Origin of the sequence: Leucothrix arctica, assembly GCF_003172895.1 — a bacterium.
In the GTDB taxonomy this organism is placed as follows: domain Bacteria; phylum Pseudomonadota; class Gammaproteobacteria; order Thiotrichales; family Thiotrichaceae; genus Leucothrix; species Leucothrix arctica.
Genome location: NZ_QGKL01000039.1, coordinates 114,498 through 137,805, shown reverse-complemented (window position 1 = coordinate 137,805; position 23,308 = coordinate 114,498). Strand labels below are relative to the sequence as shown.

29 protein-coding genes are annotated in these 23,308 nt (G+C 43.0%); 11 read left to right on the top strand and 18 right to left on the bottom strand.

What is annotated here, in order from left to right:
- Window positions 1-6 precede the first annotated feature (6 nt).
- Window positions 7-567, bottom strand: coding sequence for a UPF0149 family protein (locus DKT75_RS14805; protein ID WP_158278883.1), 561 nt, complete (start codon window positions 565-567; stop codon window positions 7-9).
- 91 nt (window positions 568-658) lie between these two features.
- Between DKT75_RS14805 and DKT75_RS14800 the strand changes: the two genes are divergently transcribed.
- The 5 genes from DKT75_RS14800 (at window position 659) to rplI (ending at window position 2,479) form a co-directional block, all read left to right on the top strand.
- Complete coding sequence (locus DKT75_RS14800) at window positions 659-889, top strand: TIGR02449 family protein (RefSeq protein WP_109824212.1); 231 nt, start codon at window positions 659-661, stop codon at window positions 887-889.
- Between the two features lie 14 nt (window positions 890-903).
- Window positions 904-1,209 (top strand): cell division protein ZapA, encoded by a 306-nt coding sequence (locus DKT75_RS14795; protein ID WP_109824211.1) that lies wholly within the window; start codon window positions 904-906, stop codon window positions 1,207-1,209.
- 128 nt (window positions 1,210-1,337) lie between these two features.
- The gene (gene rpsF / locus DKT75_RS14790; protein ID WP_109824210.1) at window positions 1,338-1,706 is read left to right on the top strand and encodes a 30S ribosomal protein S6; all 369 of its coding nucleotides are present in this window, start codon (window positions 1,338-1,340) and stop codon (window positions 1,704-1,706) included.
- Between the two features lie 15 nt (window positions 1,707-1,721).
- On the top strand, window positions 1,722-1,949 hold the full coding sequence (gene rpsR, locus DKT75_RS14785) for a 30S ribosomal protein S18 (protein WP_109824209.1): 228 nt from the start codon (window positions 1,722-1,724) through the stop codon (window positions 1,947-1,949).
- Between the two features lie 26 nt (window positions 1,950-1,975).
- Window positions 1,976-2,479, top strand: a complete 504-nt coding sequence (rplI, locus tag DKT75_RS14780; protein ID WP_109824208.1) for a 50S ribosomal protein L9 — start codon at window positions 1,976-1,978, stop codon at window positions 2,477-2,479.
- An 86-nt stretch (window positions 2,480-2,565) separates the two neighbouring features.
- Here rplI and ybgF read toward each other — a convergent pair whose 3' ends face one another.
- Genes ybgF through ruvC form a run of 10 tightly spaced genes read right to left on the bottom strand, consistent with a single transcriptional unit; the run spans window position 2,566 to window position 10,791 of the window.
- Complete coding sequence (gene ybgF, locus DKT75_RS14775) at window positions 2,566-3,474, bottom strand: tol-pal system protein YbgF (protein WP_109824207.1); 909 nt, start codon at window positions 3,472-3,474, stop codon at window positions 2,566-2,568.
- Window positions 3,475-3,478: 4 nt separating this feature from the next.
- Window positions 3,479-4,237, bottom strand: a complete 759-nt coding sequence (gene pal, locus DKT75_RS14770) for a peptidoglycan-associated lipoprotein Pal (RefSeq protein WP_109824206.1) — start codon at window positions 4,235-4,237, stop codon at window positions 3,479-3,481.
- Between the two features lie 13 nt (window positions 4,238-4,250).
- Window positions 4,251-5,504: a Tol-Pal system beta propeller repeat protein TolB gene (tolB, locus tag DKT75_RS14765; protein ID WP_109824205.1), complete on the bottom strand. Its 1,254-nt coding sequence runs from the start codon at window positions 5,502-5,504 to the stop codon at window positions 4,251-4,253.
- The gene (tolA, locus tag DKT75_RS14760) at window positions 5,504-6,985 is read right to left on the bottom strand and encodes a cell envelope integrity protein TolA (protein WP_109824204.1); all 1,482 of its coding nucleotides are present in this window, start codon (window positions 6,983-6,985) and stop codon (window positions 5,504-5,506) included. Before tolA ends, tolB begins: the two co-directional genes overlap by 1 nt.
- A 2-nt stretch (window positions 6,986-6,987) precedes the next feature.
- Window positions 6,988-7,410 carry a protein TolR gene (gene tolR / locus DKT75_RS14755; RefSeq protein WP_109824203.1) on the bottom strand — a complete coding sequence of 141 codons (423 nt, stop codon included), beginning with the start codon at window positions 7,408-7,410 and terminating at the stop codon, window positions 6,988-6,990.
- A gap of 2 nt (window positions 7,411-7,412) precedes the next feature.
- Window positions 7,413-8,093 (bottom strand): protein TolQ, encoded by a 681-nt coding sequence (gene tolQ, locus DKT75_RS14750; protein ID WP_109824202.1) that lies wholly within the window; start codon window positions 8,091-8,093, stop codon window positions 7,413-7,415.
- A gap of 28 nt (window positions 8,094-8,121) precedes the next feature.
- Window positions 8,122-8,571 carry a tol-pal system-associated acyl-CoA thioesterase gene (ybgC, locus tag DKT75_RS14745; protein WP_109824201.1) on the bottom strand — a complete coding sequence of 150 codons (450 nt, stop codon included), beginning with the start codon at window positions 8,569-8,571 and terminating at the stop codon, window positions 8,122-8,124.
- 60 nt (window positions 8,572-8,631) lie between these two features.
- Window positions 8,632-9,648: a Holliday junction branch migration DNA helicase RuvB gene (ruvB, locus tag DKT75_RS14740; RefSeq protein WP_109824200.1), complete on the bottom strand. Its 1,017-nt coding sequence runs from the start codon at window positions 9,646-9,648 to the stop codon at window positions 8,632-8,634.
- Complete coding sequence (ruvA, locus tag DKT75_RS14735) at window positions 9,645-10,244, bottom strand: Holliday junction branch migration protein RuvA (RefSeq protein WP_109824199.1); 600 nt, start codon at window positions 10,242-10,244, stop codon at window positions 9,645-9,647. The genes ruvB and ruvA overlap by 4 nt, the downstream gene beginning before the upstream one ends.
- A gap of 40 nt (window positions 10,245-10,284) precedes the next feature.
- On the bottom strand, window positions 10,285-10,791 hold the full coding sequence (gene ruvC / locus DKT75_RS14730; RefSeq protein WP_342767360.1) for a crossover junction endodeoxyribonuclease RuvC: 507 nt from the start codon (window positions 10,789-10,791) through the stop codon (window positions 10,285-10,287).
- Window positions 10,792-11,149: 358 nt separating this feature from the next.
- Here ruvC and pilB point away from each other — a divergent pair, with 358 nt between their 5' ends.
- The 3 genes from pilB (at window position 11,150) to DKT75_RS14715 (ending at window position 15,065) form a co-directional block, all read left to right on the top strand.
- Window positions 11,150-12,859 carry a type IV-A pilus assembly ATPase PilB gene (gene pilB / locus DKT75_RS14725; RefSeq protein ID WP_109824198.1) on the top strand — a complete coding sequence of 570 codons (1,710 nt, stop codon included), beginning with the start codon at window positions 11,150-11,152 and terminating at the stop codon, window positions 12,857-12,859.
- Between the two features lie 2 nt (window positions 12,860-12,861).
- On the top strand, window positions 12,862-14,091 hold the full coding sequence (locus DKT75_RS14720; RefSeq protein WP_109824197.1) for a type II secretion system F family protein: 1,230 nt from the start codon (window positions 12,862-12,864) through the stop codon (window positions 14,089-14,091).
- Between the two features lie 89 nt (window positions 14,092-14,180).
- Window positions 14,181-15,065, top strand: coding sequence for a prepilin peptidase (locus tag DKT75_RS14715; RefSeq protein WP_109824196.1), 885 nt, complete (start codon window positions 14,181-14,183; stop codon window positions 15,063-15,065).
- Between the two features lie 86 nt (window positions 15,066-15,151).
- On the opposite strand, the gene aroC is transcribed toward DKT75_RS14715, so the two are convergent.
- The 7 genes from aroC to DKT75_RS14680 all read right to left on the bottom strand — a co-directional run bounded on the left by aroC (window position 15,152) and on the right by DKT75_RS14680 (window position 21,204).
- Window positions 15,152-16,249 carry a chorismate synthase gene (gene aroC / locus DKT75_RS14710; protein WP_109824195.1) on the bottom strand — a complete coding sequence of 366 codons (1,098 nt, stop codon included), beginning with the start codon at window positions 16,247-16,249 and terminating at the stop codon, window positions 15,152-15,154.
- A 12-nt stretch (window positions 16,250-16,261) separates the two neighbouring features.
- Window positions 16,262-17,407 (bottom strand): ribonuclease D, encoded by a 1,146-nt coding sequence (gene rnd / locus DKT75_RS14705; RefSeq protein WP_109824194.1) that lies wholly within the window; start codon window positions 17,405-17,407, stop codon window positions 16,262-16,264.
- A gap of 530 nt (window positions 17,408-17,937) precedes the next feature.
- On the bottom strand, window positions 17,938-18,771 hold the full coding sequence (locus DKT75_RS14700; protein ID WP_109824193.1) for a M48 family metallopeptidase: 834 nt from the start codon (window positions 18,769-18,771) through the stop codon (window positions 17,938-17,940).
- The gene (locus tag DKT75_RS14695; RefSeq protein WP_109824192.1) at window positions 18,761-19,228 is read right to left on the bottom strand and encodes a YbjQ family protein; all 468 of its coding nucleotides are present in this window, start codon (window positions 19,226-19,228) and stop codon (window positions 18,761-18,763) included. The genes DKT75_RS14700 and DKT75_RS14695 overlap by 11 nt, the downstream gene beginning before the upstream one ends.
- A gap of 6 nt (window positions 19,229-19,234) precedes the next feature.
- Window positions 19,235-19,549 (bottom strand): YbjQ family protein, encoded by a 315-nt coding sequence (locus DKT75_RS14690; RefSeq protein ID WP_109824191.1) that lies wholly within the window; start codon window positions 19,547-19,549, stop codon window positions 19,235-19,237.
- Window positions 19,550-19,578: 29 nt separating this feature from the next.
- Window positions 19,579-20,658 (bottom strand): hypothetical protein, encoded by a 1,080-nt coding sequence (locus tag DKT75_RS14685; protein ID WP_109824190.1) that lies wholly within the window; start codon window positions 20,656-20,658, stop codon window positions 19,579-19,581.
- A gap of 57 nt (window positions 20,659-20,715) precedes the next feature.
- Window positions 20,716-21,204, bottom strand: coding sequence for a Crp/Fnr family transcriptional regulator (locus DKT75_RS14680; RefSeq protein WP_109824189.1), 489 nt, complete (start codon window positions 21,202-21,204; stop codon window positions 20,716-20,718).
- Between the two features lie 111 nt (window positions 21,205-21,315).
- Here DKT75_RS14680 and DKT75_RS14675 point away from each other — a divergent pair, with 111 nt between their 5' ends.
- From DKT75_RS14675 to DKT75_RS14665, 3 genes are all read left to right on the top strand, one after another.
- Window positions 21,316-21,552: a BolA family protein gene (locus DKT75_RS14675; protein ID WP_109824188.1), complete on the top strand. Its 237-nt coding sequence runs from the start codon at window positions 21,316-21,318 to the stop codon at window positions 21,550-21,552.
- Window positions 21,549-22,685: a cation diffusion facilitator family transporter gene (locus DKT75_RS14670; RefSeq protein WP_109824187.1), complete on the top strand. Its 1,137-nt coding sequence runs from the start codon at window positions 21,549-21,551 to the stop codon at window positions 22,683-22,685. The genes DKT75_RS14675 and DKT75_RS14670 overlap by 4 nt, the downstream gene beginning before the upstream one ends.
- 120 nt (window positions 22,686-22,805) lie before the next feature.
- Entirely contained in the window at window positions 22,806-23,282 is a 477-nt protein-coding gene (locus DKT75_RS14665; protein WP_109824186.1) for a hypothetical protein, read from the top strand.
- Window positions 23,283-23,308 lie beyond the last annotated feature (26 nt).

The following is a 23,308-nucleotide window of genomic DNA, read 5'->3' as shown; positions in this document are numbered from 1 at the left end:
AACAAATTAGTGAATTGTATTACTCTGTTTCATTGGTTGTAACTCTTCATTAATGAGCAACACACCAACGCGTACATATTGTGAGATATCGGTATAAGCTATTTCAGACTCTTGATCGTCCGCATCAAAATCAAACTCACCGGATGTGCCGATATTCACGAAGTCTTCTAGTAAATCTCGAGAGTCTTCAGGTAAGTTTTTGTAATCTGTAATGCCGGCCATGGTTAAGCCAAGAATAAGGCCCTGACACCAGTCCTGCAATGCTTCCATACGACTTACAAGTGATTCTTCTTCGTCAGGTAAAAAAAGTTCAAAACGCAGTTGGCTATCTTGCAGATCGCGCTGAGCGCTATCAAACAGCTTACCTAACTCACGCACACCTTGTTGCTGCAGCACATCGCCAGCTTCTAGGTTAGGCACTAACTCTTGTACCCATTTGATTTTATCTGCCGAGATGTTGCCTATTAAAATACCACAGGCAATAGCATGTACTTCAGAAGCAAGTACATCTAGGCCGGCTCTATCTAAACAGTCTGCCACATCGGCGTAATTGAGTGCTTGATCCATAACAATCTTCTGATACATTTAAAGGTGGCCTATAGTATCATTTAGCAAATTGTTTGACCCGCCTTTCTGCTCTAGACTAAGATGAGTTATTATGGATACAAACAACACAGACGCACGACTAAAAGAACAAGTGCTTGAATTGGAACAAACCTTAGAGAAGCTGATGCTAATAAGTAATCGCTTGTTTGAGGATAATCAGTCCTTGAAACTCAAAGAAACGCAGCTCATTAAAGACCGTGCCGAGCTGCATGCCAAGAACGATAAAATTCGCACCCAAGTGGAAGCAATGATTATGCGTTTGAAAGCCATGGAAAATTCCTAGGACCTAAATATTATATGTCTGACACTCCAATACCCGTTGCAGCAAAAATTCTTGATAAAGAATACAATATTTCCTGCCCACCGAGTGAGCAGGACGCATTACTGGCGTCCGTAGAGCACGTCGATAAAAAAATGCGCGAAATCCGCAATACCGGCAAAGTGATTGGGATTGAGCGGATTGCTGTTATGGCCGCTATCAATATAGCCCATGACATGTTGAAGTCACAAAGCCAGGTTCAAAACATCGACATTGATGTGATTACTCGGCTTGATGACTTGCAGTCAAAAATTCACGATTCACTCGAAAAAATCTCCGACTAAAGCAGTGGCGTATTCTACGCATTGACAACACTCGCTAATTCAAAGATAATCGCGACCCTACTGGGTTTCGGCCCTTCCTTGCCCTCCTATAAATATAGAGGGCTGTTTAAACCATAAGGAATCTCTAAATGAGACATTATGAAGTTGTGTTCCTGGTTCATCCAGACCAGAGCGAACAAGTTCCTGCTATGATCGAGCGTTATAGCAAGTTGATGACTGACAACGGCGGCGCTGTACACCGCTTGGAAGACTGGGGACGTCGTCCTTTGGCTTACCCAATTGTTAAGTTACATAAAGCACATTACGTTCTTATGAACATCGAATGTGACAGCAAGACATTATTTGAATTGGAAGATCTTTTCCGTTTCAACGATGCTGTTTTGCGTAATCTGACAATCCGTCGCGACGGTGGTGCTGATACTGAAGCGTCTTTGCTTAGCAAAGAAAAAGCTGAAGAGAAGCCTACTCGTAAGCCTGCACCAGTCTCTAACGCCTAATTCTCGGAGTCAATTATGTCACGTTATTTTCGACGTCAAAAATTCTGCCGTTTCACGGCGGAGAACGTTAAAGAGATCGATTATAAAGATCTTGATACCCTAAAAGCCTACATTACTGAGACAGGTAAGATTGTACCTAGTCGTGTAACTGGCACGAAAGCTAGATACCAGCGCCAATTGGCTACTGCTATCAAGCGTGCGCGCTACCTGGCTCTGATCCCTTATACGGATCAGCACAAGTAAAACCTGCTCAATATAGGTAAATTATCATGCAAGTCATTTTGATGGAAAAAATTGATAACCTTGGCTCTTTGGGCGAAGTTGTCAACGTACGTGCAGGTTTTGCACGTAACTATTTAGTACCACGTAGTAAAGCTAAAATCGCAACTAAAGCTAACATTGAAGCTTTTGAAGAGATTCGTGCTGGACTAGAAAAGGTTGCTGCTGAAGCAACTGCTGCTGCTGAAGTTATCCGCGCTAAAATCGACGGTACTGTTATCAAGCTTGAAGCTAACGCTGGTCAAGAAGGTAAACTGTTCGGTTCAATTACAAACCACGAAGTTGCAGAGTCACTTAAAGCACTTGGTTTTGAAGTTGAGCGTCGCGATATTCGTATGCCAGAAGGCCCGATCCGCACAGTGGGTGAGCACGAAGTTGGCGTTCACCTATTCACTGACGTTACTGCAGCAATTACTGTAGTTGTTCACTCAGATAACGTTATTGAAGTGAGAGAAAAAGTTGGTGCAATCGGAACGTTTGTTGAGGAAGATTAATTTCTTTATTCAATAACCGCTTCAACAAAAAAGCCTGATCAATGATCAGGCTTTTTTGTTTCTATCGAAAACTAAAAAACTATAACTTAATATAAGTTCTCTTTCTTCATCTTTGCCAAACGAGCTTCTGCTAAACCAGCCGCCTGAGTCTTTGGAAAATTACGCACAACATCTTGCAATGTTCGACGCGCATAAACCCAGTTTTTCATTTCGTAAAAACTGTAGCCCAACTTAATAGCAGCATCAGGTGCTTTTGAGCTATCACTGTACTGTTCAAGTACAACCACAAACTCATCAATTGCACCGCGATAATTCCTACTTGAGTACATTACCTCACCCAACCAATACTGCGAATTTGCAGCAAGTGGACTCTTAGGGTACTTTTTTAGAAAATCACGAAACTGACGAATTGCCTGAGAAGGTTTTGGTTTAATATTAGCAAATGCAATATTGTACTCACGCTGCTCTTCTGGCTTCGCCGGTGTTACTGGCTTTATTGTAGCCGGCAATACTTTAACAATAGGCAATGGCGCAACAGGCTTTACCTGCTTAACTACTGGCTTTGATACCAACTGTACTTTTGGTGCTTTTTTTTTATCTTCAGCAACCTTCACAACAGGTTTAACTACTGCAGGAACACTAACCTGCTGCAACATAGGTTTAACCACTTTTTTAGCTGGCTTAGTAGGTGCTAAAGGAACTTTTGGCGCAACAGGTGCAGACATACGTGAACTTGAAGAGCTTACTGATCGCATCAAGTCATCCATTCTGTCATCGATACGGATGAAAGTAGACTTCTGTGTACTCTTCACATCTTCAATGTCATATCGAAGTTGTTCATTTTCACCACGAAGAAATCTTACTTCGTTTTCTAGCGATTCAATACGCTGCAATACTTCAAATAATTCGTCAGGTGTAACAGCCTGTGCTGGTGATGACACCAGCACAAACAGCAAACCTGCGCTCATTAGAGATTTGCGCAAGATATAAAGCATATAATTAACGTCCTATGTATTTAATCTCCACACGGCGATTCTTACTCCATGCAGCCTCAGTATGACCTGGATCAACTGGAAGCTCTTCACCGTATGCAACTGTTTGATTCTGTTCAGAACCTACACCCTTCAAGTCCATGAACTGCTTAACAGACTGAGCACGACGCTCAGATAGTGCCACATTGTACTCACGTGAACCACGCTCGTCAGCATGACCCTCTAATCTAACAGTTAGGTTCGGATTACTCGCTAAAAGTTCAGAATGAGCATCAAGAATTTCAAAATACTCTGGCTCAATAGTCGACTGGTCATATGCAAAGTAGATTACACGACGAGACAGGATACTATTAGAGTCATTAAGATCTGTAACCTTATAGTCTCCGCCTGAACCACCTAAACGGTTATCAGAAGCACCAAAGCTACTAGAATTCGACCCACCAATTCCAGAACCACCTAAGCCAGTAGTAGACGGAGATGATCCATTAGATCCGATGCCATTAACTAGATTACCACGGCCATCACCATAAGTACTGCTTGATGCACCACCAAAGCTAGACGTCGAGCGATTACCTAACGCAGATGATCCACGTAACGCATTACCTGCTGTTGTTACACCAGTACGACCAGATAAGTTAGCCCCAGTACCCGTTGTAATACGATTACCAGCTTCAGCTGTTTCAACTTTTTGCTGCATTTGAGAACAACCACTCAACACTAGTACGCTTACCGCAACCAGAGGAATCATCCATTTAATAGGTTTCATTGGTATTTCCTTTTTATCTTAAATAAGGTGACCAAGCAGGCTCGCGAACGTCGCCCCCTGGAGATAATAATTCTTGCTTAGCGTAACCATTATCACTAACTACCGATAAGGTTCCGCGCCCTTTATTTTGCGTGGCGTATACAACCATTGTTGCATTCGGTGCTAAGGAAGGGGATTCGTCAAAACGCCCATCTGACACAACTCTAGCCCCACGCTGACCGTCCTCCATTATAGCAACACGAAAGGCACCTGACACTCGGCGCACAAACGCGATTTTATCACCAACGACATCTGCCGCTGAATTGTAACTACCATCAAATGTAACTCTTCGCGAGCTGCCACCACTTGCTGACATTTTATAAAGCTGTGGTCTTCCGCCTCTATCAGAGGTAAATATAATCGATCGACCATCCTTCGTCCAATTCGGCTCTGTATCAATTGCACGAGAATTAGTCAGCCGCTTAAAAGCACCGTTAGTAAGACTCAATATATAGACTTCAGGGTTACCATCAACTGATAGACTTAAAGCCAGCTTACTTCCATCCGGTGACCAACTTGGCGCACCATTAATTCCACGTCGAGAAGATACCATACGCTTCTGACCAGTAAATATGTTTTGTACATAAATGGCTGGTGTACCGCGCTCAAATGACACATAAGCAATCTGACTACCATCAGCCGACCAACTTGGGGACATTACTGGCTTTCGAGACGTCAATATTGCACGTGGATTATACCCATCTGCGTCAGCAACAAATAGCTTATATACCCGATCACTAATCGCTCGCCCTGTTACTGTAACGTATACTAAACGCGTATCAAATGCGCCTTTGATCTTTACTAGTTGTTCAAATATCTTATCTGCCGCTTGGTGAGCAACTCTACGCTGATTAGGTAGATTGCCAATCCGATAACTGGCATCACGCTTACCGGTTGCTGTTGACACAATCTCAATATCCAAACCTGCACCGGTGCGTCTTCCACGGACTAAGAAAGCAGCACCTAGCATCTTTAAGCGCCCCGGCTCTAATGCACCGCCAAACGTCGCCATATTTGTAGCTCGCTGTGAGCTAACGATCTTAAAACGACCGCTTCGGTTAAGATCAGCCTCAATAATCGCATGCGCTCCACCAGCCATTGGCGCTATAACGACTGGAATACCTCGGCTACTTGTCTTAGATATTCTTAATTCTAGATCTGCCAATGCAGACCCCATGACACTTATTGCCAATAAAAATATCAAGCTACGAATTTTATTAATTTTCATCAGTTATCCATCGTAATCATTAATGTTCGTTCAAATACATTTCGTGGTGGGCTAGGTAAAGGCTCCGAGCGCTTGAAGGCATCCTCAATGGACGCACAAAAACCTTGATCACGGCACTCTACAAAACGAATCCCTTTAATATACCCACTTGAACTCACTTGAACCTGTACTTTTGCTAACAACCCACTCGTACCCGGTGGCGGGTACCAACGCTGCCTAACGTGTCGGGTTATCTGATCGCCCCACTGCTTCAACGCTCTTTGCTGTGCTTGCTGATCTGCTCGTCGCTGGTTTGCAGCGGCTGCCGCAGCGGCCTCTATTTTACGTTTTTCTTCTGCTCTTCGTCGGGCTGCTTCAACACGCTTTCGATCTGCTTCTGCCTTAGCTCTCTTTGCCTCTTGAGCCCTCTTCGCAGCCGCAGCCGCTCTCTTTGCTTCTGCTGCTTTACGCGCCCTATCAGCCTGAGCTTTTGCAATTGCTTCTTTTTTCTTACGTGCCTGCTCGGCGGCTAAACGCACTTTTTCTGCCGCTAAACGCACCTTCTCAGCAGCAGCTTTATCTGCTGCTAATTTTTTCTGACGTGCATCTTCTTTTTTCTTAGCTTCAAACTCAGCACGACGCTTAGCGACCAATGCTTTATCAGCTCGCTCTTTGGCTAATCGTTTATTTTCAGCATCCCGTTTACGCTTTTCTTCTTCAGCTTTTTGCTTGGCAATTCTCGCCTGCTCTTCTCGCTGTTTTTTTGCACGTAATGCTTCGGCTTCTTTTGCTGCCTTGGCTCGTGCTTTATCCTGTTCTTGTTTTTTCTTTAACGCTTCAGCACGTACTTTGGCCGCAACTATCTCTTGTATCCGCTTAGCTTCAGCAGCTTTTTTCTTTGCTTCTTGCGCGGCTCTAGCTTCTGCAGCTTCCTTTACTTTCTTTGCAGCTAACGCTGCTTGAACTGCCGCTTCTTTTCTAGCGACCTCAGCAACACGCTTTCTATCTGCTTCTTCCTGCGCAGCCTGCTTAGCTTTTTCTTCAGCTAGCTGTGCTGCTCTTACTTTTGCCTCTTGCGCCGCTTTCGTTTTCGATTCTTGCTCAGCCTCAAGCTTTGCTTGTTTCGCTTCCTCTGCCGCACGTTGAGTACGCGCTTCGGCATCCTCTGCTTCTTTTCTTAATACTGCCGCCTGACTTGCCGCTGCAGCTGATGCTTTTTCAGCGTCTTCTTGCTCTTTCCTTTCCAGCTCTGCTTTTGCAAGCTCCTCTGCCGCAATTCTTAACGACTCAGATTGCTTTAGATCAGCTAAAGACTCTGCAACATCTGACGTCACACTAGGCACAGCAGCGTTATCAACAATAAGCTGCACTGGCGTTACTTGACCATCTCCACTATCAATAACATTAATATTGAAACTAACCACAAACAATAGCGCAATAAGCACATGTAAAATGATTGTTAGCAGCAACGCAACTGGATGCCTGAGCAACGACTTAATCATGATTATTTAAGCGCGTCAGGATCAGCCATCAGGCCGATATTAGTTGCACCCGCTTGCTGAGCAACAGCCATTGCTTGCATCAGGAAGCCATAAGCGACTTCCTTGTCAGCACGGATATAAATAGGTCGCGTAGTAACACCTTTAAGCTCCAAGTTCACTCGATCACTTAGCCCTTCTAAGTTCAACGCTTCACTATCATCAATAAAATACTGTCCAGACTCATCCACTGAAATAATCAATGCACTATTACCACTCTCATTGACGATAGGGGTTGTGTCTGCACTTGGCAGATTAAGCTCAACACCCGTTTGCATCATTGGGGCAGTTACCATAAAGATAACTAACAGCACCAACATCACGTCAATATAGGGAACAACATTCATTTCAGCCATCGCTCTGCGACCGCCACGGTTACGACGCGCCATGACTATACTCCGCTAGATTTATTGTTACGTTCTAGCAAGGTCGTAAACTCTTCACGGAAGTTTTCATAACTTGTTGCAACACGGTCGACGCCATCACTGAATTTATTGTAGGCAATAACTGCAGGTATCGCTGCAAAAAGACCCATTGCTGTCGCAATCAAAGCTTCTGCAATACCTGGTGCAACCACGGCTAAAGAAGCTTGCTGCATTTGACCAAGCGACAAAAAGGAATTCATGATGCCCCAAACCGTTCCAAAAAGACCTACATAAGGACTTGTTGAACCAACGGTTGCAAGGAAAGATAAGTTGTTTTCTAGTTTTTCTAATTCACGAGACTCAGCTACACGCATCGCACGCTGTGCACCAACAACAGCAGGCACTTGTAACCCACCGCCGGTATGGCGTGCTCTTAAAAACTCGTGAAAGCCGCTAAAGAACATTTTTTCCAGTCCGCTTTTAGCATGCGTTGCAGACAAATCATCGTAAAGCTTATCGAGGGATACACCACTCCAAAAACGCTTTTCGAAACGCTCTTGGCTGCGTCGAGCTTTACTAATCTGAGAAGACTTAACAAAAATGATAGCCCAAGAAATCAACGAGACTAACAACAACAGCCCCATAACAACTTGCACGACGATGCTAGCTTCTAATATTAATGACAAAATTGAATGGTCAAATGACATTCAAGTATTCCCCTTGGCGTTTGGCAAGCTACGTTTGAACTTCCGTTGATAATAATGACTGCCTGATCATGTCAGGAATCCGTTTTGGTTTAAATTTTTCACTATCGACACTCACTAGGCTAACACTGCCCTTTGCAAGTACCTCAACTTCCCCTGAGCCTCGACCAAGGAGTACCTGCTGATGCATGATAATGTTACACGCACCCAACTCTGTGACCTCAGTTGTGATCATTAGTTGCTGATTAAACCGTGCTGGTTTCAAATAATCTATATTTATATTACGAACAACAAACAGAACGGAATGGCTACCTCGCAATTCGTCTTGCTCATAACCTAAATGACGTAACCATTCTGTACGGCATCGTTCAAAAAAATTCAGATAATTAGAGTGGTAGACCACCCCTCCAGCATCGGTATCTTCGTAATAGACCCGTAGAGGAAATACAAACAACTCTGGATTTAGTTTAGTGTCCGGCACAATTTCTCCAAATTATCATTTTATTACTTAAGGAGCCTTTTCATTTACAAAGCTTTACGATTACTTTTTCTCATCCGGTATGGAGAGTGAGAAATGATTCCAAGCAAGCTTAGTCGCCATACGACCCCGAGGAGTGCGCATTAAATAACCCTGCTGGATCAAGTATGGCTCCAGTACATCTTCGATCGTGCCACGCTCTTCACCAATGGCGGCAGCAACATTATCCACACCCACAGGCCCGCCTTCAAATTTTTCTAGCACGGCTAATAGCAGCCGCCTATCCATGTGATCAAAGCCCTGCTGATCTACATTCAACATATTCAATGCTTGATCTGCGACCTCTGCATCAATAGACCCGTTAGCCTTTACTTGAGCATAGTCTCTCACTCGTCTTAACAGTCGGTTAGCAATTCGTGGCGTTCCACGTGCACGGCGGGCTATTTCATAAGCACCTGCGTCATCAATATCGACACCCAAAATACCCGCAGCTCGAGATACGATGTATTGTAAGTCAGGAACATTATAGAATTCAAGCCGCTGGACAATACCAAATCGGTCACGCAATGGAGAAGTAAGTAAACCCGCTCGCGTTGTCGCACCGACAAGAGTGAATGGCGGAAGGTCTAACTTAATTGAACGTGCGGCTGGCCCTTCTCCGATCATAATGTCTAGCTGAAAGTCCTCCATTGCAGGATAAAGAATCTCTTCTACAACAGGGCTAAGACGATGGATCTCATCCACGAATAGCACATCATGAGGCTCTAAATTCGTCAACAATGCAGCTAAATCACCGGCTTTTTCTAACACGGGCCCAGATGTTTGACGCAAATTAGCGCCTAACTCGTTAGCTATAATATGTGAAAGTGTGGTTTTACCCAGACCCGGTGGGCCAAAAATTAGCACATGATCCAGCGCTTCGCCTCGCGCCTTTGCCGCAGGAATAAATATTTCCATTTGCTCGCGAACGGCGGGCTGTCCAATATAGTCTTTTAAATACTGCGGACGAATTTTTTCTTCCGTAACAAGCTCTTCTAGCCCTGCAACAGGCGAAATTACCCGACCGTCATCTTCCATCATGACAAGGAGTCCTTAAGCGCATTACGAATCATGACTTCCACTGAAAACCCTTGATTACCTTGACGACTGATCATTTTACTTGCTTCAGTTGGTTTGTAACCTAGCGCTAATAAGGCGTTGATCGCCTCTTCCTCTGGGTCACTCTGCATGTCAAGCTGATCCTGCTTTGGTATCGACTGTGTCGTACCATCATCTTTAGGTAAGCGATCACGCATCTCAATAATTAAACGTTCCGCTGTTTTCTTACCCACTCCCGGTAGGCGCGTTAAACCTGCAGCATCACCAGCACGAACACGTTCAGCAAATTCATTAACTGTCATTCCAGAGACAATAGCTAAGGCCATTTTTGGACCAACACCATTTACTTTTAATAGTGTACGGAATAGTTCACGCTCAGTGGTTGAGCTAAATGCGTACAGTATCTGAGCATCTTCACGAACGATAAAGTGAGTATGAAGCGTGACCTCTTCCCCTAATTCAGGCAAGTCATAAAAACTTGTCATCGAGGCTTGTAGCTCGTAACCAACACCATTGACGTCCAGCATTAACTCAGGTGCTTGTCGATAAATCAGTTTGCCGCGGAGCATTCCTATCATGCGAGTTTCTCATTAGTTTTACAGATAATTGGCATTGTTATCACTTTCCTAAGGCCTGTGCAATTTTAGTTTTATAGGCACCGTTGTGTGCGTGGCAAAGTGCAATAGCCAAGCCATCAGAAGTGTCCACTTGAAGCTTGCCTGATAGGTTTAATAATATCTTCACCATGTGCATAACTTGGTCTTTATCAGCACTTCCTTTACCCACCACTGACTGCTTTACCGCACGCGCCGTGTATTCGTGAACTTCCAACCCATTAATAACCCCAGCACAAATCGCAGCCCCTCGTGCTTGCCCAAGCTTTAACGCGGAGGATGGGTTATTGGATACGAAAACATCTTCTATCGACATTTGCTGTGGCTGGTGAGTTTGAATGACATCTGTAATCGCACGGTAGATAATACCTAAGCGCTCTGGAAATGACTCTTTACCCATACGAACGCATGTACTGAAGACGTGTTTATTGTAGCGTCCATCACTGTCTATGATCCCAATACCCATGATACGTGAACCTGGATCTATACCTATAATACGTGTCATGGCCATTAAACACATACTCCTGTAACGCTATTAAACTGTTCAACATTTTTTACAATACACATGATGTGCGTATTGTGAGCGGTATTATTGTGCTGAAAAAGCCCCCGCTTATCCCCGTGTACTGGCATGAATCTCTCTTTATTTTGTTTTAACGCATAATAACATACTTACCATCACTAGCGCCTTCGAACTATGTGTGTAGCTATTCAGCTGAGGTTTAAAAGCATTAGGCATACTTTAGTACAAATAAAAAATGGCAGTTGTCAAGGTTGATGTAACGACAAACCGACTATCTGATGAAGCTTTTTCCAGCCATTAAATCGTCGTAGCATGACCTTATAAATCATAAAAATAATTATAAAAAATGCCCACTAATACTGATCTCTCATTGCCCGCAATCGTCCAGACATTTGTCACTAGTGGCGAACTTAATCGTGAAGATGCAATTCGTGCGGTACGAGATGCAGCTGACCGAAAAAAACCTATTGTTACTCACATGCTGGAGCGTCAACTTGTTGACCCTTTAGAGCTAGCGGTTGCTTGCAGTAATCAATACGGTTTGAGTTTAGTTGATTTAGATGCAGTCGATATTTCTATTGAAGTACAACAGTTAATCCCAGAAGAAATGATGCGCAAGCTCATGGCAGTTCCCCTATTTCAAATAGGTGGTGCGTTATTTATTGCTGTATCAGACCCTCACTTTGGTTTCGAGCTTGGTGATATAAAAGTCACCACTAAACTAGTGCCTGAGCCCGTCATCGTTGAGCATGACAAGCTATGTAAAATGGTTTTCGGGGCGGACAGAGGTGAAGATGTTGCAACTGGATTAGTCATATCTTCAACGTCACACACACAAGATTTAGTTGTTGGAACGGCAACCCTTCAGAAGAAAGACGAAGATGACGATGATGAGGTTATTGACGTCACCAAGTTTGTTAATGAACTACTGTCTCACGCGATCAGAAAAGGCGTTTCGGATATACATATTGAGCCCTATGAAAAAATCCTTCGGGTTCGTTTTAGAATAGATGGCATCTTGCAGGTTGTTAGTATGCCGCCAAAGGGCATTTCTCGTAAATTGACCTCTAGAATCAAAGTGATGTCAGAGCTTAATTCATCGGAAAGACGTATCCCACAAGATGGCCGTATTCACTTTCAAATGGGCGAAGATAAGTTCATCGACTTTCGTGTAAACACATTACCAACGCTATACGGTGAAAAGATCGTTATGCGTATCTTAGATTCGGATACTGCATCATTAGGTATCGAGAACCTAGGCTTTAGCCCTAAGCAAAAGTCAGATTTACTAGAGGCTATCTCAGTACCTGACGGAATGGTTCTCGTTACAGGCCCAACAGGTAGTGGTAAAACCGTAAGCCTCTATGCTTGCTTGAACTTACTTAACTCTTCAGAGAAGAATATTTCAACCGCTGAAGATCCTGCCGAAATTCAGGTAGCGGGCATTAATCAGGTAAATATTAACGAGAAGGTCGGACTCACATTTGCTAGCGCTCTTCGCGCCTTCCTTCGTCAAGATCCCGACATAATTATGGTTGGTGAGATACGAGACCTACCTACTGCTGAGATCTCAATCAAAGCGGCACAGACAGGTCATTTGGTTCTATCAACACTACATACCAACAGTGCGCCTGAGACATTGACCCGTCTTTTAAACATGGGTATCCCGCCTTTTAATATCGCTTCAACAGTACATTTAATTGTTGCTCAGCGACTTGGACGACGCCTATGCAAACACTGCAAACGTCCTGCTGACATTCCACATGACACACTTACCCAGATGGGGTTTGAGGAAAGTGAGCTTGATACGTTAACGATATATGAGGCTGTCGGCTGCGGACAATGTTCGAATGGATATAAAGGTCGAGTCGGTATTTACCAAGTTATGCCCATCTCTGAAAATATGGAAAAACTGGTAATGGAAAACGGAAATGCTATTGAACTTGCTGCACTTGCACAAACAGAAGGCATCAGCGACCTCAGACAATCAGCCCTCGAAAAAGTACGCGAAGGTATTACTACAATAGACGAAGTCGAACGAGTGACTAAGGATTAATTATGGCAACACTAGCAAAAAGCTCTGCTCCGAAAGAAGTTCCTACGTTTATTTGGGAGGGAAAGAATAAGGCTGGCGTAAAAGTTCGCGGTGAGGAGCAGTCGGCTAATGCCAACATGCTACGTGCAACATTGAGACGTCGAGGCATTAATCCTAAATGGATAAAACCTAAGCGTAAGCCACTAATGGGGGGGACAATTAAACCTGCCGATATCGCACACTTTGCTAGACAACTTACTGCAATGATGCGCTCTGGTATACCTCTTGTGCAATCCTTAGAGCTAATTGGCAATGGTCATGAGAATGCTGCAATGCAAACCTTGATCAAAAAACTTCGCTCAGATATAGAAAGCGGTGCAGACTTGGGAACAGCACTAAGTTATCACCCTAAACACTTTGACGATTTATTTGTAAGCCTAGTAAAAGCCGGTGAACACTCTGGTGCACTTGAAGATATGCTAGAAAAAATAGCCACTTACAAAGAAAAAACCGAATCGATGAAAGCCAAAGTTAAAAAGGCCATGATGTATCCAATCATGGTGTTAATTATGGCTTTAGTAGTATCTGCAATCATGTTGATATTTGTTATCCCACAATTCCAAAGTATCTTTGATGGCTTTGGTGCCGACTTACCAGCCTTTACCCTATGGGTTATTGGCCTGTCTGAATGGTTGCAATCGTCATGGTGGCAACCGATTTTAGGAGTGGTAGTCATAGGCTTTGCATTTAAGCAAGCAAAGCTACGATCAGAAAAGTTCAATGTGCTTATTGATACTGTTGTATTAAAAATACCTGTCATGGGCATTATTATAGAGAAGTCGGCTATAGCCCGCTTTTCTAGAACCCTATCAACAATGTTCGCAGCTGGTGTTCCTATGGTAGAAGCTATGGACTCTGTTGCCGGCAGTACAGGCAACCGCTTGTTTGCTAATGCAACGCTACAGATCAAAGATGACATTTCAAAAGGTGTGCAATTAAACACCTCTATGTTAACGTCTCAACGCTTCCCAAGCATGGTTGTTCAAATGACCAAAATTGGTGAAGAGTCTGGACGACTAGAAGAAATGCTCAATAAAGTGGCTGACTACTTTGAAGAGCAAGTTGATGATTTAGTTGATACATTATCTAAACAAATAGAGCCTTTAGTTATGGCTGTTCTTGGTGTCATTGTTGGTGGACTTGTTATTGCGATGTATTTACCAATTTTCAAGCTGGGCGCCGTTGTTGGTTAACAGCAAACGACACACTAAAACTTATCAGGTCTTTCAGGCCTGATATTAATTGTATCACCACGTTACCGCGTGACTAGGGGACTTTTCGCATGCAACTACTTGCAATCCTTCAGCAATATCCTGTGTTTCTGATTATTGTTGTTGGTATTTTTTCATTACTCATTGGTAGCTTTCTTAATGCTGCTATTTATAGAATCCCAGTCATGCTTGAGCGTGAGTGGGATGACGAGTGTGATGCTCACATAAATCAAGACAACCCTGACTTTGTACCCAAAGAAAGAGAACGTTTTAACTTATTTGTTCCTCGCTCTATTTGTCCAACCTGCAACCACAAAATTTCTTCGCTAGAGAATATTCCGGTGCTTAGTTACTTGCTCCTTAAAGGAAAGTGCAAAGGTTGTAAAACGGGTATATCAATCCAGTACCCTCTTGTCGAGATTGCAACAGCATTAGTATCTATGTTGATCGCATGGAAGTTTGGCTATGGCTGGCAAATGATGAGTCTACTAATACTCACTTGGACATTGATCACACTAGGAATGATTGATGCCAAGACAATGCTATTACCAGACAGCCTAACATTACCGCTCATGTGGCTAGGTTTAATCGCTAACTACAACAACCTGTTTATCAGTCTACATGAAGCAGTGCTAGGTGCGATTGTCGGCTATATGTCGTTATGGATTGTTTATCAGCTATTTAAGCTATTAACGAAAAAAGAAGGCATGGGGTTTGGTGACTTTAAGATTCTGGCTGCACTTGGCGCATGGGGTGGCTGGCAAATTCTACCCTTTACTATTTTTGCATCTGCTCTTCTGGGTGCCGTCATAGGGATTATCATGATGAAAATGCGTAAACAGAAAGATAGCCACCCTACTCCTTACGGGCCTTGGCTGGCACTTGCTGGATTGATTGGGATGATTTGGCGAGATGAGATACTAGTCGCGATGCACACTTATTACGGCCTTTCATAAAGCAGCCTACGAAAAAGCCCCGTGATATGCTAAATATCAAGGGGCTTTTTTTATACCTACAAAACAAATAATATAAGTCTTACTTATTATGCCTGTGCAGGAATATCAGGTAACTCAGTAGTCACATCAGCATTTTGAGCACGATGTCTTAACAAGTGATCCATTAATGTAATCGCAAGCATTGCTTCACAAATAGGTGTTGCTCGAATACCAACACAAGGATCATGACGACCTTTTGTAATGACTTCTTTTGGTTGCCCATCAAGCCCAACTGTTCGGCCTGGCAAACGCATGCTTGATGTTGGTTTAAATGCCGTGTGAACAATAATATCTTGTCCCGAAGAAATACCACCCAACACGCCACCAGCATGATTACTTAAGAAACCTTCCATCGTAATCTCATCACGATGCTCCGTTCCTTTTTGAGTGATGCAATCAAAGCCCGCACCTATTTCAACACCTTTTGCAGCATTAATACTCATCATCGCGTGAGCTAAGTCCGCATCTAAGCGATCAAATACAGGCTCACCTAAACCAACAGGCACGCCCGTTGCAATAGCCGAAATTTTCGCACCAATAGAATTGCCTTCTTTACGCAAAGCATCCATGTAGTTTTCCATTTCTTCTACTTTATCTACATCTGGACAAAAGAACGGATTACGCTCTACTTCTTCCCAGTCAAACTTTTCAGCTTTAATCGGGCCAAGCTGAGACAAGTAACCTCGAACTTGAACACCACAGCGCTCTAATAAATATTTCTTCGCAATACTACCAGCGGCAACACGAACGGCTGTCTCTCTCGCAGAAGAGCGACCACCACCACGATAATCGCGGAAACCATATTTTTTATAATACGTATAGTCAGCGTGACCAGGACGAAAACGATCTAAAATATTAGAATAATCTTTTGAACGCTGATCAACATTGTTAATCACTAAGGCAATTGGCGCGCCTGTTGTTTTACCTTCAAATACACCCGACAAAATTTGCACAGCATCTGGCTCACGACGCTGAGTCGTATGACGACTTGTACCCGGACGACGACGATCCAAATCACCTTGAATATCTTCCTCCGTCAGCGCCATACCTGGAGGACAACCGTCCACAATACAACCAATTGCCAAACCATGACTCTCACCGAAGGAAGTCACTGTAAATAATTTTCCGAAACTGTTTCCAGACATAGCTAACTCTAATTATGAATTTGTTAATAACTGTGCTTTACCATCAATCACAGTCAACACTGATTGTTGCTCACGCACACTAGCAATCGCTTCATTGACCAACTCACCACGCCAATCATCCGACAACGTACTGCGACCTTCTTGAAGCATGGTAACAACTTGTTTTTTACTCGCAATTGCCGACACAGTGATTCCTTGTTTTTCAGCCTCTAAACGAATCACCACCATTAATAAGTCAGCTAAAATATCAATATCAAGCGAAGGCTTCATACGACGCTTCATTTCTGGCCACTCACTTTCAGGCGCTTCACGACCAGCAATCATGCAGTCAAACCAAATCTCTGCATAACGCTTTGCTTGGTCTGAATTTAAACCACGAATAGCTTGAACACCATCAAGGTCCGATGGTTGTAATCGCGCTAAATCGACTAGAATCTCATCAGCAACAATCCAGCGTCTTGGGCGATTTCGCTTAGCCGCTTCTTCTTCACGCCACGCGGCCAACTCTCGTAAAATTGAAAGTTGTTGGCGGTTTAAGTTTTGTAAACCTTTAACCTTTTGCCAGCGAGTTCTTGAATTTAACTGGTAAGTATCAGAATTTGTTAAACGATCGAAATCACGACTTGGCCAATTAGTACGACCACCTTCTTTCAGCTTTTCCAATATAACCGGATATAGCTGTTGTAGGTAACGTACATCGTCAATCGCATACTCCAGCTGAGCTTTACTTAGCGGGCGCTTAGACCAATCTGTACGCGACTCAGCTTTAGCTAAAGACACACCCAGTAAATTTTCGACTAAGCCAGCGTAACCAATTTGCTCACCAACACCTAAAATTGAAGCAGCAGGCTGAGTATCAAAAATCGGTGCTGGTACTTTGCCACTTCTGTAATACAGAATTTCTAGATCTTGCTGAGCGGCATGGAACACCTTCACCACCTTAGGGTCATGGAAAATGACATCTAACTCTGACAAATCCTCAATGGCAATGGGATCAATACACGCCATATGCTCACCCGCTGCAATTTGAATCAAACAAAGTTGCGGGTAATAGGTTTTTTCGCGAATAAATTCGGTATCAATCACAATCCATTCACATGACCGAATTTGAGCTACAAAGTCTGTCAGTGCCTGTTGAGTGTCAATATATTGATACACGGAAACCTCACTTAAACTGTCGGTTGGCAGAATTGCCAATAAACAAGAATATTAACACAAGAGGTTTGTTTTTGGTCTAAATACCCCAGCTAGATTTACTGTATTAGACATAAAAAAAGCCAGACCAAAAAGGCCTGACTCAAGGTATACACAAAGGGGGGCACCTTAATGTAAAAACGAGTCCATAGGAACTCTAGGGGTCTAACAACAGTAAACTGGGTAACAGGTGCGCTTGTGACACCCAAATATATATTTAGATTTGTGGCAATATGAAATTAATAATTCGCGTAACACGTGAGAAGGTCGAGCAGATAACGTCTTAGGGGGATATAAACGTTACTTTCATTCCTTCACCGAAAATTTATTTTTAATCTAGCTAATTAAGAAGCTATGCCCTTGTGGCTAGTAGGGTAACTATCCCATATTCCAAAGCGTATTTATAACCCAAAAAGTCCCAACGGTAACAAAAGCGATCAATGGCCCGTAATAGGAGGCAAGCTGTACTTATCGGAGTCTAATTAGCAAAAAAGCTACCTAAGTAACAAGCTTCGATTAAAAAACTCTGGAAAAGGCACCGGAGTGTTATCCATACTCCAACCATTGCGGTTGGCAATTTCTCTTAATTCATCCAAGCGATTTTCACTTGCCGGGTGTGTCGATAAAAATTCAGGTGATTTAACTAAACCATTATCTTCAATTCCATCAAGAATCTCGAAAAGTGCCAATGCGCCTGTCACACCACCATAAATAGTATTTACCGCAACCAAGCCAGCTTGATCAGCTTTAGTTTCCATATCCCGACCAAAGCGCATTTGAGTTAACAGTCCTGCATTCCCGAGCAAGCTAGGACTAGCATCCCCCAATAGCAATTTCATCCCGACTGAAATCGCAGCACCACGCCCAATAGAAACGATTGGGTCTCGGTGCTTTACATGCGCAATTTCATGAGCGACTAACATCGCCAAGGCATTCTCATGTGGAAGCTTCTCAAGCAAGCCACGATATAAGAAAATATGACCACCAATGGTCGCAAAAGCGTTATCGACTCCTTCATCAACATAATGGATAGTAATATCCATTCCGTCTTCTAAATTCATTTGCTGACTAAGCTTGTCAGCCAACGCCTGGAGATAGCGGAGTAACTCTGTCTGCTCAAGCCCAGCATCACCTTCATAACTATCTGCTATGCGCTGTTCTTGCGAATATGGGATTTTACTCGCAAGATACCCACCACCAAAGCCTAACAACCAAGCACCTACTAGCAACATAACTAATAGCCCTGAAACTAAAATCGCAAAGGTTTTTAACGGGTGTACTTTAGTTACATTAATACCTTCTGGTATCTTTGGGTTTTCATACTGCATCAATACTTGCCTTAGGAATCATCGCCGTACCATAGGCAAGCACCTCGACAGAACCAATTGCCTTACCACCACCTTTATAGATCGAGGCGGTTTCATACTTTATATTGAGCACCAGCGTGGCTTTAAGGACTGCCGCCTCTTCTTTCATTCTTAAGATAGCTTCGCGACGTGCACGGTCAAGCAGTGACTCATAGGACGTGACTCGACCACCAAAAAAGTTATGCAAAGCTGCTAAGAATCGTTTGAAATAATCGACCGATATGGTGACATTCCCCATAACCAACACTTGATTGAAGTTCTCCGAACCTGGCGGAAGTATTTTACTTGCAACAGCGGGGATATCTCGGAGCATTTCTTCACGTTTTATGATCGACTGATAATGTTTTTTCTCGAGATGAGAGCCGACAAAATAGCCTAATATCAATAAAACGAGAATAAGTAGGATTTGAAAAATCATACAGAATTACTCCAATATTACAGCAGTACCATAAACATAAATTTCCGCAGCACCTTGGGCAACGCTGGACGTCGAAAAACGCACGTTCAATATCGCATTAGCACCTATTGACTCTGCTTGTTGCTTGAGACGGTCCATCGCCTCTTCGCGAGACTCACTTAATAACTCCGTATAGCCAACCAACTCCCCGCCAAATAGATTTTTCACACTTGCCATGATGTCACGACCAACGTGCTTAGAACGAACAGAACTCCCCTGCACAAGCCCCAAATGCTTGGTCACTTTACGGTCAGGAATCACTTCAAGATTTGATATCAGCATGTACGAATTCTCCAAAACGGTTGTTTAATTTAACTAGGTGAAAGTTGGTAACTTTTTTCCAGATTTACGTTGGACGCTTTGAGCTTATTGAGCAAAACCGGCAGCACTTTATTTATCTCACGCTCTAGTCGAACAATCTGATTATCACGCTGATTAACGCCAAGAATACGCGCTAAGTAGTCGGCTTGAACAGCGTGCAATACTTGATCCCGGTAATAAATAGAGCGTCTCTCTAAAGCAAACCAGTCATCCATTACGCGTTGTAGCGCTGTCTGTAAATTAGGCTTATCCAGTGCATAGTTTCTCACTTCCCGACGCTTCTGGATCGCCACACTAATTGCTTGAGTCATTGATTCCAGCAAAGCCACTCGCTTCGGAGATCTGATCGCTAACGCCTCAACCAACTTATCCACTGTAGCGATAGAGAAAGCGGATTGAGTCAAGGTAGCATTAGCCTTGGCAATAACCTTATTTCCAATGACTAGTTCTGATAAGTTTTGGCGTTGCAACATGACATTATCAAGCATCGAGTTCGTCACTTGAAGTTGACTTTCTTGGTACTCACTAAGGCGACTTTTTATTGCCTTATCCCAATCCACAGCTTCACGGCTAAATTTATTCTCAACAAAACTATTATCCTTAGTCTTGCGATATGACCACGCCCTATGAACCGCTTTATCAAGGTCTGATTTGAGGATAACCAACTCTTTGCGTTCACGACTCCAAACAGAGTAGCTAAACTGTAGCCTTTCCTTCTGCTGAGGATGCTCATCACGTAACGCTACAATCTGTTTCTGTAAGCTTTTAAGGCTTGTTACTTGGTTGTTGAGATGGTCCTGACTCAGTACTAAAGGCGGGTACAGCTTCTCAATAAATACTTGTTTTTCGGTATGACCTTGATCATCTTCAACAAGGTCTAATTTATTAATTTGGCTATTCAATAACAAATAACCCAAGCAGACACCTAACAGCAAAACAAACATGAGTATAAACAGCTGCTCAGAAGGAATACTGTTGGAACGCCTCAAACTACGAATATGTCTAAACACACCGATGACAGCTAGCGCACACACAAATAACAAAAGACCGTATAGAATATCGGCTAACATACCAAGACCAAGTTTGCGGAATAATTAAACACTACGACCTTTGCTTTCAAGCATTGTTCAACTTGGAGAATTTAACTTTTTATAAAGCGATGAAATCTCTCTACTGGAACTTCTGAGTAGACTATCGAGACTCAAAACAACATATTCAACAAGGTTGACGCTAATGTATGGGTGCTCAATACATAACCGCTTATACATAGGTCTAGAAATAGCTAATAACTGAACACCATTTTTACCGCTACGTAAACGCACTGTGCGTGGCTCACGATCGAAAAAAGACATATGGCCGGTTAATTGCCCCGAACTTAAGCGCCCAACCTCAATTTCTTCACCCAGCTCATCTCGATATAAAATGACTTCACCACCAACGATTAAATAGAACTCATCACTTATAGAACCCACTTCATACAATATTTCATCGCCTGAAACATCTTTGAAACGTGTAAAGGTTACAAACTTCTCTATCTCATCACGCGTAAGCGCTGCACAAAACTTGGGACTAGTATCGATTACTTTATCCGCCAATGCTTGTAATTGGGCGTCCATGCGAATATCCATTTAAGTCTAGAAGGATAAACATTATACGTCAGGATTAAAAAAGATATAATGCGTCATTATGTCCGTTCCGACGGAACCCCAATACAGGAAGATAAAACCATGAGCATTAGTAACGAAGCAGTTGAAGCCCTTATTTCAGAAGCATTTGATAGCGTTGAAGTAACGGTTTCTGGCGACGGTTATAAATATGAAACCACTGTTGTCAGCGCTGCTTTTGCTGATTTGAGCAAATTAAAACGTCACCAACTTGTTTACAAAGCAGTTAATGAGGCCATTGTTTCTGGTGAGCTTCATGCCTTAACTATTACTGCCTTAACGCCTGAGGAAGTCGCTTGAAGCAAAGCTACACTAAAGAACAACGCTACCGCGTAACGCAAAAAGTTACGCTGGTTGGCTCCATTGTTAACTTGATACTGGCCTTCGCTCAGATAGTCGGCGGTCTCCTAGCACAGTCACAAGCACTCATTGCGGATGGCTTTCATACCCTGTCGGATTTAGTGACTGACTTTGTCGTGTTGATTGCCGCAAAAATGGCCAGTAAAGATCCCGATGATGACCACCCTTATGGTCATGAACGTATTGAAACAATTGCCACCGTTGTTCTTGGGTTAGCACTTTCAGGTGTAGCGGTTGGTATTGCCTTAAGTGCTATTCAGCGCCTGCTAAACCCAGAAACCCTAATGCAGCCTAGCCAACTCGCTATTTTGTTAGCGCTATTCGGAATTCTTTGTAAAGAAGGGCTTTATCACTACACCCTTCGTGCTGGAGAAAAAGTAAACTCACGTCTACTTAAAGCAAATGCCCTACACCACCGTAGCGATGCGATCTCTTCTGTCATAGTGGCTATTGGTGTAACTGCGAGTGTTGTTTTCTCGATTCCATGGCTTGATGCACTAGCGGCGATAGCAGTAGCAACACTGATCTTTTATATGGGTGCGAAACTCATTTTAGATAGCGCTATGGAGTTGGTTGATACTGCTTGGGATAGTGACAAAGTTGAGGCCATGCAAAATACCATTGCCGGTATAACAGGCGTGCAAAGCGTGCATATGCTTCGTACTAGAAAAATGAGCAATAACGTATTAGTCGATGTGCACATTCAAGTTGCGCCTCACATCAGCGTGTCTGAAGGACATCATATTGCTGAGACGGTAATGACTGAAATCCACCAGGAATACGATGAAGTTAGCGATATAGTTGTTCATATCGACCCTGAGGATGATGAAACAGCCGCGCCATCAAAAGACTTAGCTGATCGTACGAGTATTTTATCTCAGATAACAACAGCGTTCGCATCTGTCGATTTAACTTTTTTACCTAGCGATGTCACCCTGCATTATCTAGACGGAAAAATAGAAATAGAAATCAACCTCGACCAAAAACCAAGTTCAGAACAAGTCAGTAACATCACTAAATCATGCGATAAAATCACTGATGTACGGAGTATTCGCATTAGCCACACTCAGTAGCAAACATTAAAACGCCTAAAAAATGATACGTTTATAAGCACTGGTTACATGAATAATACTAAGTTGGTTACGCTTATCGGATGAGGATTCCGATTAGCCTTGCCAACTTGTAGAATATCCATGCACCTATTACATCCTGTGCTAACAAATAATAATCATAACTTGGATGCTCTGGCGATGATAAAAACATTCACTGTTGACAAAATAGTCAAACAAACCATATCTCCGAAAAAAGGAATGTGGACTTACCATATTACTGATGAAACAGGCATTTCACGTACTGTTTCTGGCGCGACTGTTCTTGATGAAAATCAGAATGTTAAGGCAATGAATCCAATGCATAAGCGTGAGCTGCCATTGATTGATACATTATCTCATCTTGAAGAGAAGGAAAGCTTCAGTCTAGATTTTAGTTCTTATAATAAGTTTTTTAATCGAGACACTAATAAGACTATCAACCAAGAAGCCTATGAAAATGTGATGATGATGGGAAATGAAACCGAAGAAGGCTCCGTAATTCCGCGCATTATGATCATTGCAACTGGTTTACTTCTTAGCCTATTCGGCTTTATCCTATTGATAATGAACCTAACATAACGTGCATATAAATTAATCACTAAGAA